General features: G+C 65.9%; 13 protein-coding genes. 7 read left to right on the top strand and 6 right to left on the bottom strand.

Annotation, left to right across the window (positions count from 1 at the left end; genetic code table 11):
• The first annotated feature begins 123 nt into the window (after positions 1-123).
• Complete coding sequence (locus I6F16_RS13145) at positions 124-1,803, top strand: mucoidy inhibitor MuiA family protein (protein ID WP_225173807.1); 1,680 nt, start codon at positions 124-126, stop codon at positions 1,801-1,803.
• Between the two features lie 146 nt (positions 1,804-1,949).
• On the opposite strand, the gene I6F16_RS13140 is transcribed toward I6F16_RS13145, so the two are convergent.
• The 4 genes from I6F16_RS13140 to I6F16_RS13125 are packed head-to-tail and all read right to left on the bottom strand — an operon-like array spanning position 1,950 to position 4,988.
• Positions 1,950-2,750: a heme ABC transporter ATP-binding protein gene (locus I6F16_RS13140; protein WP_225112917.1), complete on the bottom strand. Its 801-nt coding sequence runs from the start codon at positions 2,748-2,750 to the stop codon at positions 1,950-1,952.
• On the bottom strand, positions 2,747-3,832 hold the full coding sequence (locus tag I6F16_RS13135) for an iron ABC transporter permease (RefSeq protein WP_225112916.1): 1,086 nt from the start codon (positions 3,830-3,832) through the stop codon (positions 2,747-2,749). The genes I6F16_RS13140 and I6F16_RS13135 overlap by 4 nt, the downstream gene beginning before the upstream one ends.
• Complete coding sequence (locus I6F16_RS13130; protein WP_225112915.1) at positions 3,829-4,779, bottom strand: hemin ABC transporter substrate-binding protein; 951 nt, start codon at positions 4,777-4,779, stop codon at positions 3,829-3,831. The genes I6F16_RS13135 and I6F16_RS13130 overlap by 4 nt, the downstream gene beginning before the upstream one ends.
• Before the next feature lie 5 nt (positions 4,780-4,784).
• Positions 4,785-4,988, bottom strand: coding sequence for a hemin uptake protein HemP (locus tag I6F16_RS13125; protein ID WP_225112914.1), 204 nt, complete (start codon positions 4,986-4,988; stop codon positions 4,785-4,787).
• Positions 4,989-5,251: 263 nt separating this feature from the next.
• Here I6F16_RS13125 and I6F16_RS13120 point away from each other — a divergent pair, with 263 nt between their 5' ends.
• From I6F16_RS13120 to I6F16_RS13095, 6 genes are all read left to right on the top strand, one after another.
• A complete protein-coding gene (locus I6F16_RS13120; RefSeq protein WP_225112913.1) occupies positions 5,252-7,645 on the top strand; it encodes a TonB-dependent hemoglobin/transferrin/lactoferrin family receptor in 2,394 nt (797 codons plus the stop codon).
• A 137-nt stretch (positions 7,646-7,782) separates the two neighbouring features.
• The gene (locus tag I6F16_RS13115; protein WP_035998838.1) at positions 7,783-8,118 is read left to right on the top strand and encodes an antibiotic biosynthesis monooxygenase; all 336 of its coding nucleotides are present in this window, start codon (positions 7,783-7,785) and stop codon (positions 8,116-8,118) included.
• 29 nt (positions 8,119-8,147) lie between these two features.
• The gene (hutX, locus tag I6F16_RS13110) at positions 8,148-8,657 is read left to right on the top strand and encodes a heme utilization cystosolic carrier protein HutX (protein ID WP_225112912.1); all 510 of its coding nucleotides are present in this window, start codon (positions 8,148-8,150) and stop codon (positions 8,655-8,657) included.
• Positions 8,658-8,684: 27 nt separating this feature from the next.
• Entirely contained in the window at positions 8,685-9,461 is a 777-nt protein-coding gene (gene exbB, locus I6F16_RS13105) for a tonB-system energizer ExbB (protein ID WP_225112911.1), read from the top strand.
• Between the two features lie 2 nt (positions 9,462-9,463).
• Entirely contained in the window at positions 9,464-9,904 is a 441-nt protein-coding gene (gene exbD, locus I6F16_RS13100; RefSeq protein WP_035998845.1) for a TonB system transport protein ExbD, read from the top strand.
• Positions 9,904-10,731 carry an energy transducer TonB gene (locus I6F16_RS13095; RefSeq protein ID WP_225112910.1) on the top strand — a complete coding sequence of 276 codons (828 nt, stop codon included), beginning with the start codon at positions 9,904-9,906 and terminating at the stop codon, positions 10,729-10,731. The genes exbD and I6F16_RS13095 overlap by 1 nt, the downstream gene beginning before the upstream one ends.
• A gap of 60 nt (positions 10,732-10,791) precedes the next feature.
• Here the strand turns inward: I6F16_RS13095 and I6F16_RS13090 are convergent, their stop codons facing one another.
• Both I6F16_RS13090 and I6F16_RS13085 read right to left on the bottom strand, forming a co-directional pair.
• Positions 10,792-12,147 (bottom strand): esterase-like activity of phytase family protein, encoded by a 1,356-nt coding sequence (locus tag I6F16_RS13090; RefSeq protein ID WP_035998858.1) that lies wholly within the window; start codon positions 12,145-12,147, stop codon positions 10,792-10,794.
• Between the two features lie 141 nt (positions 12,148-12,288).
• On the bottom strand, positions 12,289-13,131 hold the full coding sequence (locus tag I6F16_RS13085; RefSeq protein ID WP_225112986.1) for a carbohydrate ABC transporter permease: 843 nt from the start codon (positions 13,129-13,131) through the stop codon (positions 12,289-12,291).
• Positions 13,132-13,154 lie beyond the last annotated feature (23 nt).

The raw sequence follows: 13,154 nt of genomic DNA, 5'->3' as shown, positions 1-13,154 counted from the left end.
GGCGGCGCCCCACGGAAGTCTCAATCGAACCGGTTCCTTCCCTGCCGCGTCCAACCACGATGGCGAGGCATCTCATCGCGCGCGTCCGGCTGGCGGCGCGGCGGTACCGGCAGGAGGGACTTCATGCGCATCACCCCAAGATATTTGGCAACCACGGGTCTGGTCCTGGTGACCATGGCGCTGGCATCGCCGTCATGGGCGGGCAATGTGGACGCCAATTCGACGATCGACACGGTCACCGTCTATCCCGACGGTGCCACCGTCACCCGCGTCATTTCGCTGGATCTCGCCGCCGGCGATTCGACGCTGGTGGCGAAGGATTTTCCGCTCTCGCTCGATCCATCCTCCCTCCGCGTCGAAGGCGAGGCGGGCGCCAAGCTCACCATCGGCACGATCGATGCACGCCCGCCGAAGGCCGCGCCGCCGGTCAACCAGCCAGAGCTCGACAAGCGCATCGAAGCCTTGAGGGATCAACGGGCCGACCTGCAGGGCGCGATCGATTCCGCCACTGCCCGGCGCAAGTTCGCGCAGCATTTTGCCGAGGCGTCGCCGGCCGGCCTCGGCGAGAAGGGCGAGGCGCGCCCGATCGCGGAATGGCGCGCGGCCTTTGCCGCTGTTGCCGAGGAGATCGCGACCGCCGACGGCGCAATTCGCGATGCCACACGAAAACAGCGCGAGCTCGACCGCCAAATCGCGGAGTTGGAAGCCGAGCGCTCGGCCAAGCCGCCGAGCAAGCTGGAAGTGCGGATCGACGTCGCATCGGCCGCCGCGACCAAGGCGACGCTGCGCGTAACCTATGCCGTGCGCAACGCGCGCTGGGTGCCGCTCTACGACGCCCGGCTCGATACCGGCGCCAAGGATCGCAAGCCGCAGCTCGAACTGGTTCGCCGCGCCGAGGTGACGCAGTCGACCGGCGAGGACTGGGCGAACGTGACGCTCGGCGTCTCCACCGTGCGCATCAGCCGCGGCGGCAGTGCCCCGGAGCTGGGCTCGCTGGTCGCGCAATATCCGCAAGTGCCGAAGCCCATGGCCCTTGGCACGGCCTCGGATCTAGCGCGGCCTGCGCCAACTGTTCGCCAGCGCTCGTACGAGCCCATGTCCAAGGCTGCCGAAGCGACCGAGTTGCGCGAGCGCGCCGACGAGCAACAGGCCGTCGCCGAGATCGGCGACTTCCAGGCCACCTTCAGGATTCCCGGCCGCGTCAGCCTCGGCGCCGCCGACGGTGCCAAAAGCCTACGTATCGCTTCGGTCAATGTGCCCGCCGATCTCGCGGTGCGCGCCGCGCCGGTGCTGGATCCGACCGCGTTCCTGGAAGCCAGCTTCAAGCAGACCGATGAGGCGACCCTGCTGCCGGGCAAGGTCGCGATCTACCGCGACGGCACCTTCGTCGGCCGCGGCAAGATCACCGCGTCCGCCAAGGACGACATCGTGCGGCTCGGGTTCGGCGCCGACGACAAGGTCAAGATCGAACGCGCGGTGCTCAAGCGCAACGAAGGCTCGGCCGGTCTCTTGGTCACGACCTCGAAGACCGACGAGCGCGCGTTCAAGACCACGATCCGCAACGGCCATGATTTCCCGATTCGCGTCGCGATCCAGGATCAGCTGCCAGTCAGCGAGAACGAGGACATCGTCGTCGAGATGCTGCCCTCGAGCACGCAGCCGACCGCCAACAACATCCGCGACAAGCGCGGCGTGCTGGAATGGTCGTTCGACGCCAAGCCCGGCGAGGCCCGCGACATCAACTTCGCCTGGCGCATCCGCTGGCCGAAGGACAAGAGCATGGTGATCGTCCCGGCGGGGTAGGGGCGGTCGCGCCACCAAGGAGGTGCGCTCCCTCTCCCGCTTGCGAGAGAGGCTGGGGGTGAGGGCTCTTTCCTCTTGGGGATTGTCCCGTTGCGGAGACACCCTCTCCCCAACTCTCCCCCGCAAGCGGGGGAGGGAGCCCACCTTCACCGTGGCGGCACAGCAGCCCGCATCGACTGCGGCAGCACATAAGGCACGCCGTCAACCTGATGCACGTCCGCGTCGATCTCGAAAATATCCCGGATCCTCTCGCGCGTGACGACATCGGCGCGCGGGCCGTCCGCGGCGAGCCTGCCGCCGGCCAGCACGACCAGCCGGTCGGCAAAGCGGATCGCGAGATTGAGATCGTGCAGGATCGCGATGACGGCGGTGCCGGCAGCCGCGCGGCGGCGGGCCGCTTCGACGAGGTCGATCTGGTGGCGCAGATCGAGGCTCGAGGTCGGCTCGTCCAGCAGCAAGAGCCCGGGGCCGTGCTTGGCCTCGCCGCAGGCGAGCTGCACCAGCACGCGGGCGAAATGAGCGCGCTGCTGCTCGCCGCCCGACAGCGTCGGTAATTGCCGTTCTCGGAAATGCGACAGGCCCACCTCGTCCAGCGCGGCGTCGACGAGCGGGCCGGCCTCGCGCAAACTGCGCTCGCCCGCGCCCATCAGCACGATCTCGTCGACCGTGAAGGGGAAGGTGACGTTGATGTGCTGAGACAACATCGCACGGCGCGCGGCGAGCTCGCGCGGCGCGAAGCTGCCGATGTCGCGCTGCTTGAGCAGCACCTCGCCGGCGCTCGGGCGGAGATCGCCGGAGAGCAGCCGCAGCAGCGTTGACTTCCCGGCACCGTTCGGGCCGATGATGGCGATCATCTCGCCGGCCGCAACCGTCAGGCCGACGCCATCGAGCAATGTCGCGCGGCCGGCGCGCTTGCCCAAGTGTCGCGCTTCGAGCACCGCGGTCATAGCGCGGCGAGCCCGCGCTGTCGCAGCAGGATGAAGAGAAAGACAGGTGCGCCGACGGCTGCCGTCAGGATGCCGATCGGCATCTCTGCCGGGGCGACGATGGTGCGCGCCAGCGTGTCGGCGCCGACCATCAGGATCGCGCCTGATAGCACCGAGGCCGGCAGCAGCAGGCGATGCGACGGGCCGATCACGAGACGGAGCAGATGCGGCACGACGATGCCGACGAAGCCGATCACGCCGCTGATCGACACCGCGACACCGGTCATGGCCGAGACCATCACGATCGAGACCCGCTTCAGGCGCTCGACGTCGACGCCGCCGTGAAAGGCGTCGGCCTCGCCGAGCACCAGCAGGTCGAGGCCGCGCGCGACGAAGACGCAGCCTGCGAGTCCGGCAATGAGCACCGGCGCGAGCACGGCGGCCTTGGTCCAGGTCGCGCCGCTCATCGAGCCCAGCATCCAGAACGTGATGTCGCGCAGCTGGCGGTCGTCGGCGATGAAGACCAGGAGGCCGATGCCCGCATTGGCGATCGCGGTGATGGCAACGCCAGCGAGCAGGAAGATTGCGATCGAGGTGCGTCCCGAGCGGCTGGAGATGCCGTAGAGGATTGTGGTGGTCGCCAGCGAGCCCGCGAAGGCCGCGAGAGGCAACAGCTCGGTCTGGAGAAAGCGCAGCGCCTCGCCGAAGCGGGAATCGGTGAAGACGATCGCACTCGCGGCTGCGAGCGCGCCGCCGCTGGAGACGCCGACCAGGGCGGGATCGGCGAGCGGGTTGCGAAACAGCCCCTGCATGATCGCGCCGGCCGCGGCAAGCAGGCCGCCGATCATCGCGGCCGCCGCGATCCGGGGAATGCGGATCGACCACAGCACGAGCTGGTCGCGGGCCGTCATGGCCGTGCTTTCGCCGGCCAAGCCCAGCGCGGCTGGCAGCCGGGAGAGTGGGATGCCGGCGGCGCCGACCGTCAGAGCCGCGATCGCGGTGACCAGGAGCACGACGAGCAGGAGGGGAATCGCGAACGATGCGGTCCGCCGTCCCGCGCTGTGTCGCCGGCTCCGTGTTTCGATCCCGGCGGCCACGCTCATTGCCGGCAATTCGCCGTCGACAGCGCCGATGCGAACGCGCCGCCCTCGGCCAAGGCCGGATAGAGCTTGACCGAGAGATCGCGCGCCGCCGCCGCAGTGCGCGGCCCGAAACCGAGCAGATAAAGCCCATCCATGGTGATGAAGCTCTTGTTGGCCGCGACCGGCGTCAGCGCAAAGCCGGGGTGCGTGTAGACTGCATCGGCCTGCAGCGAATCCTTGCCGCGCTCGATCGACAGCACGACATCGGGCTTTGCGGCCACGATCGCCTCGTCGCTGATGACCTTGTAGCCGTCGTAATCGTCGACGGCGTTGGCCGCGCCCGCGAGCTGGATGATCTCATTCGCCGCGGTCTTGTGGCCTGCCACCATCGCCCGCCCGTTCTGGAGCGACATCACGAACATCACCCGCACCGGCTTCGTCACCTTGGCGCGCAGGGCACGGAGCTGCGCAAGATCGGCGCCGACCGCGGCGCTGAGACACTCGGCACGCGCATCGACGCCCATGGCGTGGCCGACCAGCTTGATCTTCTCGATCAGGCCTTCCTCGGAAAAGGTCTCGGGCACCAGCACCAGCGGCACCTTCGCCGTCTCCAGGATGTCCATGGTCTCGCGCGGGCCTGAGCCCTGGATCGCCAGGATCAGCGTCGGGTTGAGACCGAGCACGCCTTCGGCCGAGATCTGGCGCACATAGCCGACATTCGGCTTGTCTTGCAGCGCCGCCGCCGGATAGAGGCTCGTTGTGTCGACGCCGACCAGCCGGCTCTCCAGCCCGAGCGCATAGAGGATCTCGGTGATGGCGCCGCCGATCGATACCGTCCGGGCAAAATCGGTAACAGTGACGTCGCGATTGCGCGCGTCATGCACGGTGATGCCCGCGGCCTGCGCAGCAGTCGCAAACGCGAGTCCGCCGGAGAGCAGGAGACTGGCGAGGGTGCGGCAACGTGTCATTGCAGTTACTTCGTCAGGATCAGCTTGTTCTGCGAAGTCAGGCGGAGACGATAGCTGTCCTCGCCATGCGCAATGATGATCTCGCGCTCGGCGGCAAACAGCTCGCGGCTGTCGATCCGGCTGCCGCGCATGGTGAGAGTTCGCGTTGCTGCAGGGCCTTGTGCCGGTCCTGCCGCGATGCCGCTGCTGTCTCCTGATGTTGCTGACATTGTCGGTGTGATGCGCTTTCGAAAGCTGGAGTACCGCCCGTTTGTACAGGCGGCGCCAAGCGCATTCCAACCGTCGCAGTTTACAATCGATATAAACTGCAACTCGATGTCATTGACCGTCAGAGTGTTGCCACGTAACCATTTCTGACAGCGGGGAACTCGCCCGCCTCTTGAGATAATCAGCCAGCCAGTCGCTCGCCTCGCGAGCGCGCGCCAGCCAGACGACATTAAAAACTAAAGTCAAAGTGCAGGCTGGGGCTGATATGGCTGACGGGGCTAGGTTTTCGCGCGCCCTGATTTTGGGCGCGTCGGTGGTTTCAATCGCGGCAATGACGGCGGAGGGCAGTCTCGCGCAGACCGCGTCGCCGCAGAGTGAAAACGCGTCGTCGGAAAGGCCGAAGCAGGCCAAGCGCAAGCCGGCGCCGCAACGTGTGCAGCAGGCCACAGCCGGCGTCATGAATGCCCGCGCCCAGGCGGGCGGCGCAGCGCCCGTGCACACGCTCGATGCGATTACGGTCGCGGCAACGAAGACGGAGGAGCGTGCCGTGGATGCGCTGGCACCAGTCAGCGTCGTGACCTCGGCGCAGATCGAGGGGCGTCAGGCCAGCACGGTTGGTGACCTCATCTATAACGTGCCCGGCGTATGGGTTCAGAATCGCGGCGACGAGCCCTCGACCTCGATCAACATTCGCGGCCTGCAGGATTTCGGCCGCGTCGCCGTCGTCGTCGATGGTGCGCGGCAGAACTACCAACGCACCGGCCACTTCGCCAACGGCTCCTTCTTCCTCAACCCCGAGCTGATCAGCGGCATCGACATCGTGCGCGGCCCGACCGCGAACATCTACGGCTCCGGTGCGATCGGCGGCGTGGCCTCGTTCCGCACCAAGGACATCGAGGACGTTGTCCGCGTTGGAGAGCGCTGGGGCGTCGACGTGAAAACCATCCTCGGCAGCAACTACGGACGTGCACTCGGATCCACCTTTGGCGGTGTCCACGTCAACCCCAATGTCGACGTATTCGCAGGCGGCACCTATTCGACTCAGGAGAACTACAAGGACGGCACTGGCTACGAGGTCGCAAACACCGGCAACCGTCTGAGCAGCGGCATCGCCAAGCTGACGGTTCGTCCGGCCGACGGTCACGAAGTCAAGCTCGGCGCCATCTTCCAGGAAGACATCTACAGCCTGGGCCAGCCGCCGCGGCGCGCGGGCGATCCCAATTCGACCAATGCGAACGGCACGAACAATCTGAACGGCACGTCGATCTACGCCTCCAACGTCAAGAACTACACCACGACGCTCGGCTGGAAATATTCGCAGCCGGACGATCAGTGGTTCGACTGGGACGCGAAGATCTACTGGAATCGCACCGAGAACGACCAGATCAAGACGAGGCACACCCTCACGACGCCGTCCGTTTATTGCGGCGGCGTGCCGGGCAATGCCGTTTCGGGGTGCATCGGGAGCAACCGCGGATATCTGCTCGATACGATCGGCATCGACGTGCACAATACGACGCGCTTCGAAACCGGAAACTGGCGCCACGCGGTGACATACGGGCTGGACGCCTTCCAGGACAAAGTATCTACGCAGGATAGGACAGGTACCGCCGAAGTGACGACGCCCGGCGGACAGCGCACGGTGTCCGGCGGGTTCGTGCAGTGGAGGGCGAACTACACCTCGATGCTCGAGGTGATCGGTGCGCTCCGTTACGACAATTATCAGCTTTCATCGGCGTCCTCGTCGTCGGGCGGCGATCGCCTCTCGCCGAAGATCACCGTTGCTCTCGTTCCGACCGCGGTCGTGACCCCCTATGCCAGCTACGCGGAAGGCTATCGGGCGCCCTCGATCACGGAGACGCTGGTGAGCGGGCCTCATGCCGGCGCGACGGTCAGCGACTCATTCTTCCGCTGTCCGTCGGGGACGCCGGGACCGGGCGCGGATTCGACCTTCTGCTTCGTGCCTAATCCAAACCTGCGCCCCGAGGTCGGCAAGAACAAGGAGATCGGCTTCAACATCAAGAAGAACGATCTGTTCACAGCGGGCGACACGCTGCGCGGCAAGATCAACGTGTTCCGCAACGATATCAGCGACTTCATCGATCAGGTCGCTTACGGAAACCCGCTCGTGGTCCCGACCGGGCCGCCACCGGCACCGTTGATCACGGTGCTCCCGTTCCTGCAGTATCAGAACGTGGCGTCCGCGCTCATTCAAGGCGTCGAGGCCGAGGCGATGTATGACGCGAACCTGTGGTTCTTCGGCCTCTCCGGGACCTATCAGAGCGGAAAGAATCTCCAGACCGGCTTCGGCCTCTACAGCATTCCGCCGCAGAAGATCACGACGACGGCCGGCGTGCGTCTGCTCGACCGCACCCTCATCCTTTCGATGATGTGGACGTCGGCAATCGCCAATTACGACATCCCCAGGACCTATACGCCGGCGACGTCGTACGACCTCGTCAATCTCTACGCGCAGTATCACCCGACGCCCGATCTCACGCTCAATTTCTCCGTCGAGAACCTCTTCAACCGCTACTATCGTCCATACGCCATTCCGGTCGGTAGCGCGAGCGACCCCCAAAACGACGTGAAGTGGGCGAGCGCCGGTGCCGGGCTCGTGATTAAAGGTGGTCTCAAGTACCACTTTGGCGGCACCTGAGAGGGACACCGGAGGGTCTCTGCGGGGGGTGCCCAGCTGATCTCGAAAGCCACGCTGATGCGTCAGCGTGGCTTTCGGTCCGTTCTGAAATATCCGATCGGCAATTGCCGATCTACAAGTCACAGGAGAAAAGTCGAATGTTCATTGCCATGAATCGCTTCCAGGTGAAGCCCGGCTCGGAAGCCGCGTTCGAGACCGTCTGGCGGACCCGCGAGTCCTATCTGGGCAGCATGGCGGGCTTCGTCGAATTCCATCTGCTGAAGGGGCCGGTCGCCGAGGACCACACGCTGTACTCCTCGCATACCGTGTGGGTCGACAAGGCGGCTTTCGAGGCCTGGACGCGCTCGGAGGAATTCCGCCGCGCTCATGCGCGCGCCGACAATAAGACCGGCGAGAGCCTCTATCTCGGCCACCCCAAGTTCGAAGGCTTCGAGGTCATCATGACCGAGCGCAAGGCGAGCGCGGCGGCCTGATCGCGGCCGATCATGGAAGGAAGCCGGACATGCTGAGCACCGATCTCGCCGATCTCAAGGCGTACATGGCCGACAATCCCGGCGCGGTGATCGAGGACGTCGCGCGCGAGCGCAAGGTCTCGCCGCGCGCGGTGATCGCGGCGCTGCCGCCGTCCATGGTGCGCATGGGAGGCGGCCAGCATTTCGCCGCCGCCATGCAGGACATTTCGGAATGGGGCGAGGTGACGCTGATCGTGCACACGGATGATGCGATCTTCGAGTTCACAGGCCCGGTTCCCGCGGGCGAGATCGGCCGCGGCTATTTCAACCTGATGCAGCCGAAAGGTCTGCACGGCCATCTCCGTCACGAGCGCTGCGCAGGAATTGCCTTCGTCGAGCGGCCCTTCATGGGCAAGATGTCGGCCTTCGTCGCCTTCGTGAACGCCGACGGCGGCATCATGTTCAAGGTCTTCGTCGGCCGTGACGAGACCAGGGCGCTACGGGCGGATCAGTTGGCGCGGTTCCGGCAGCTTGCGGACCGGATCGCGCCTGCGCTCTAGCTTGCTTCAACCTGTCGGGAGATCAGGATGCAGAGCAATCGCACGCTTCGCCATGTGATCCTAACAAGCGCGCTGGCGCTCGCGCCGGCACCGGCGTTCGCGATCGACGCGGCGCTGTTGCCGCGCAATCTGTCGCCCTGGGGCATGTTCCTCGGCGCCGACATCGTCGTGAAGATCGTGATGGTCGGGCTCGCCGTCGCCTCGCTGGTGACATGGACGGTGTGGCTCGCCAAGAGCATCGAGCTGCGCCGCAAGGGCTCGCTCGCCCTGCAGCGAACGCGCGCCCTCGAGGGCGAGATGACGCTGGCCGAGGCATCCGCGCGGACCGGCGACGCGCGCGACGCGGTCGCTCAGCTGATCCAGTCCTGCGCCAGGGAGGCCGAGCTCTCCGGCGGCATTCTCGACGACGGCCTGCAGGAGCGCGTCGCGTTGCGGCTGGAGCGGGTCGAGGCGGCGATGTCCAGGCAGATCGCGCGCGGCACCGGCGTGCTCGCGACCATCGGCGCCATCGCGCCGTTCGTCGGTCTGTTCGGCACCGTCTGGGGCATCATGAATTCCTTCATCGGCATCTCCGAGAGCCACACCACCAGTCTGGCGGTGGTCGCGCCCGGCATTGCCGAAGCGTTGCTCGCGACCGCGCTCGGTCTCGTCGCCGCGATTCCGGCGGTGGTGATCTACAATCACCTCGTCCGCGGCATTGCCAATTACCGCGCTTTGCTCGGCGACGCCTCGGCGCAGCTCATGCTGCTGGTGAGCCGCCAGCGCGACCACAGCCATTTCCGTCTGGCGCGGGCAGCGGAGTAGCCATGGCCGTCAAGCTCGGAACATCGAAGCTCGGCTCGCGCGGCGAGACGAGGGATTTCGACGTCACCCACGAGATCAACGTCACGCCGTTCATCGACGTGATGCTGGTGCTCCTGATCATCTTCATGGTGGCCGCACCGCTCGCCACCGTCGACATCGGCGTCGATCTCCCGGCGACCGCCGCCGAGCCGGCACCGCGGCCCGACAAGCCGGTCTTCGTCACCGTCAAGCCGGACCTTTCGATCGCCGTGGGTGAGGATATCGTCGCTCGCGACGGGCTCAGCACCTCACTCGATGCCGCCACCAAGGGCCGCAAGGACGAGCGCATCTATCTGCGCGCCGACAAGGCCGTCTCCTATGGCGACCTGATGGAGGTGATGAACACCCTGCGCAACGCCGGCTATCTCAAGGTCGCCCTCGTCGGGCTCGACGGACGCAGCTGATGGCAGCGAACGCCTTTGCCTTGCATCAGCCGCTTGACGAGCGGGAGGGCGCGCGCTGGGGCGCCTCGGCGGCGATGATCGTGGCGCTGCATCTCGGCGCCGCGCTGCTTGCGATGAACTGGCTGAAGCAGGTGCCGGACGAGGGCGTCAACATGCCGGCCATCCTGATCGACATGACGCCGGAGACGTCGGCACCGCAGTCAACGCCGCTGGACATCGCGCCGGGACCGATGATGCAGCAGGCGGATGCGTCACCGCCCGAGCCGGTGCAGCAGCAGGCTGTCGAGGAAATGATCCCGCCGACACCGCCGCAGGAGCGGCCGGAGGTGTTGGCTCCACCGGAACAGAAGCTCGAGCCGAGCCCGCCGCAGCCCGAGCCCGCGAAAGTTGTGCCCGTGGAGAAGCCCGCCCCGGCGAAGCCCAAGGCGGTCCGCCTCGACGCCCGGAAGCCGTCGGATGCCCTTCCGGCGCCGCGCACCAGCGCACCGCCGCGCACGGAGCGGCAGGCTCCGCTGGCCTCTGCCGTCAATGCCGGCTCGCTCGCGTCTGCGATGGCGACCTATTATCAGCGCGTCCGCGCGCATCTCATGCGCTTCCACCAGTATCCGACGAGCGCGAATGGCCAGAGGGGCGTGGTCAAGGTGAGCTTCACGCTCGGCCGTAACGGTCAGGTATTGTCCAGCCGCCTCGGCGGCTCCTCGGGCGTCGCAGCGCTCGATGCCCAGGCGATGGCCATGGTGCGCCAGGCCCAACCATTCCCGCCGGTGCCGGCCGAGATCAGTTATGCAACCATACCCATCAACGTCCCGGTGATTTTCGGGAAGTAGCCATGGGCAATGACTCTCCCTCCCGCGGAAAAGCGGGAGGGAGAGAGAGCGAGCCTCGCCTCACTTCGCCTTCAGGAAATCCGCGACCTCGAGCAGCACGAACTCGTTGTCGTCGGCCTTGTTGGGATCGCGACTGGAGGAGAACGGCAGGTTGTTGTCGTTGCCGACGATGATGTGGGTGTCGTCGACGCGATCGACGTTCTCGATGGTGAAGAACGGGAAGGTGTAGACGCCGTCGTTGAGCGGCTTCCGCGCCTTCTTGTCGGGATCCCTGATCTTCATCAGGTCGATATAGCCGATCTTGCGCACGGGCTTGCCGACATTGGCGTCGGTCAGCTCGATCTTGTAGACGCGCTTGAACTTGGCGAGGTCGGGGAAGCAGTTCTCGCCGCGCTGGCCTTGCGGGCAGGCCTTGTCGGCGGTGCCCTCGCCATTGTCGCGCTCGATGACGAGGCCGGAAGCCTGGTCGATCATGTTGAAGTCGCCGATGGCGTTGCCGTTCTGCTCGAACACATAGTGCCAGTACCGGCCGGTGAATTTCTCGGCGGCGACGTCGAATTCGAGGATGCGGGCGGCTTCCTTGCCGTCGACCTTCTCCCACTCCTTCTTCTCCGCGTCCCACAGCGGTCCCTCGAGCAGGCCGTAGAGGAACTTGCCGTCCTTGGACGCGGCGAAGCCCTCATAGCCCTTGGAGCGGCGGAGATTGACATTGGTGTAGGTCGCGCCCGGCGCGGCCGGCGTCCCCACCGCCCAATTGTCGGGCGAGCGCACCGGCTTGCCGTCGGCGACCGTATCGAACACGCCGAGGATTTTGCCTGACTTGTCCGCCTTCAGGACATAGGGGCCGAACTCGTCGCCGATCCAGAAGGTGTCGCCGACGATCTGGCAACCTTCGGTGTCGAAATCGGAGCCGGTGAGATAGCGCTTCTGGGTGTCCTCGTGCACGATGCGGAAGGGGACGCGTCTGTCGGGGTCGTGCAGGAAGATGGTCTCCAGCCGCTCCATCTTACTGCTGGCCCAGTCCATCTTGTAGCGGTTGAGGTACAGCATCGAATCCGGCGAGTTGGCGCGCGCGCCCATGCCGTTGTCGGTGAGGACCCAGAACGTGCCGTCGGGCAGGGTCTTGATGCCGGAATGGCCCTGCAGCGGCTGGCCCTTGAACGGCAGCGACACGCCGGTCGGACGCTCGAAGGACTTGCCCATCACGGTGCCGAGCGCGTCGACCCGCTTGCCGGTGGTATATTTGCCCGCCGCCTTGAGATCGGCGGGGGCATCAGCCGGCGCCTCGATGAAGGTTTCGGCGGGCATCACCGCGTGGCCGGCGAGCTTGGCGGGGAATTCGCCCTCGCTCTGCGCGAGCGCTGTGCTCGCGGTGAGGATGATCGTGGCGACGGTGCAAAGAAAAGTCGCGCGCATGTGCGTCTCCTGTTGGCGGACGCAACGCTTATGCGGATCGCATGTTGCAGTATTGTGAAGCCGGGCCAAAGGCCGCAGCGCTCTTCGCCTCTCCCCGCCTGCAGACCGTGAGAACGGGGAGAGGGGGACGAGAGAGCGGGGCTACTCCTTCACCGCACCCGTCAGCGAAGAGACGTAGTAATCCACGAACAGCGAGTAGAAGATCGCGACCGGGAGCGAGCCGAGCAGCGATCCCGCCATCAGCGCACCCCATTGATAGACGTCGCCGGTGACGAGCTCGGTCAGGATCGCGACCGGCACCGTCTTGTTGGCGCCGCTCTGGATGAAGGCGAGCGCGTAGATGAACTCGTTCCAGGACAGCGTGAAGGAGAAGATGCCGGCCGAGATCAGCCCGGGCACCGCGAGCGGCAGCGTGATCCGGCGCAGGATCTGCAGCCGCGTGGCGCCATCGACCAGCGCGCATTCCTCGAGCTCGTAAGGAATCGACTTGAAATAGCCGATCAGGAGCCAGGTGCAGAACGGCACCAGGAAGGTCGGATAGACCAGGATCAGGGCCAGCGGCGAGTCGAACAGGCCGAACTGCACCACCACGGTGGCGAGCGGAATGAACAGGATCGACGGCGGCACCAGATAGGCGAGATAGATGCCGAGGCCGACATAGGGGCTGCCGCGGAAGCGCAGGCGCTCGATCGCGTAGGCCGCCAGCGTGCTCGCGATCAGCGACAGCGTGGTCGAGCCGATCGCGACCAGCATCGTCGTCTTCAGCCATTGCGGATAGGCGGTGTTGAACAACAGATGCTTGATGTGCGCCAGGGTCGGCGAGGAGATCCAGAACGGGTTGTTGTCCCGGTAGTTCATCAGCTCCGCGTTCGGTTTGAACGAGGTGATCGCCATCCAATAGAACGGAAACAGCAGGATCAGAACGAAGCAGCCGAGCGGCAGGTAGATCATCATCAGCCGCCGCAGCCCGGAATCCCAGGCCATGGTGTCGGGCGGCGCTTTTGCGT

It is taken from the genome of Bradyrhizobium sp. IC4060, from assembly GCF_020193715.1.
GTDB lineage: Bacteria > Pseudomonadota > Alphaproteobacteria > Rhizobiales > Xanthobacteraceae > Bradyrhizobium > Bradyrhizobium yuanmingense.
This window is presented reverse-complemented; position numbering and strand designations above follow the sequence as displayed.

Bases quoted from the DNA above. Each gene is read 5' to 3' on its own strand.
- I6F16_RS13145 (WP_225173807.1), top strand. From the start codon at position 124: ATGCGCATCACCCCAAGATATTTGGCAACCACGGGTCTGGTCCTGGTG.
- I6F16_RS13140 (WP_225112917.1), bottom strand. From the start codon at position 2,750: ATGACCGCGGTGCTCGAAGCGCGACACTTGGGCAAGCGCGCCGGCCGC.
- I6F16_RS13135 (WP_225112916.1), bottom strand. From the start codon at position 3,832: ATGAGCGTGGCCGCCGGGATCGAAACACGGAGCCGGCGACACAGCGCG.
- I6F16_RS13130 (WP_225112915.1), bottom strand. From the start codon at position 4,779: ATGACACGTTGCCGCACCCTCGCCAGTCTCCTGCTCTCCGGCGGACTC.
- I6F16_RS13125 (WP_225112914.1), bottom strand. From the start codon at position 4,988: ATGTCAGCAACATCAGGAGACAGCAGCGGCATCGCGGCAGGACCGGCA.
- I6F16_RS13120 (WP_225112913.1), top strand. From the start codon at position 5,252: ATGGCTGACGGGGCTAGGTTTTCGCGCGCCCTGATTTTGGGCGCGTCG.
- I6F16_RS13115 (WP_035998838.1), top strand. From the start codon at position 7,783: ATGTTCATTGCCATGAATCGCTTCCAGGTGAAGCCCGGCTCGGAAGCC.
- hutX (WP_225112912.1), top strand. From the start codon at position 8,148: ATGCTGAGCACCGATCTCGCCGATCTCAAGGCGTACATGGCCGACAAT.
- exbB (WP_225112911.1), top strand. From the start codon at position 8,685: ATGCAGAGCAATCGCACGCTTCGCCATGTGATCCTAACAAGCGCGCTG.
- exbD (WP_035998845.1), top strand. From the start codon at position 9,464: ATGGCCGTCAAGCTCGGAACATCGAAGCTCGGCTCGCGCGGCGAGACG.
- I6F16_RS13095 (WP_225112910.1), top strand. From the start codon at position 9,904: ATGGCAGCGAACGCCTTTGCCTTGCATCAGCCGCTTGACGAGCGGGAG.
- I6F16_RS13090 (WP_035998858.1), bottom strand. From the start codon at position 12,147: ATGCGCGCGACTTTTCTTTGCACCGTCGCCACGATCATCCTCACCGCG.
- I6F16_RS13085 (WP_225112986.1), bottom strand. From the start codon at position 13,131: ATGGCCTGGGATTCCGGGCTGCGGCGGCTGATGATGATCTACCTGCCG.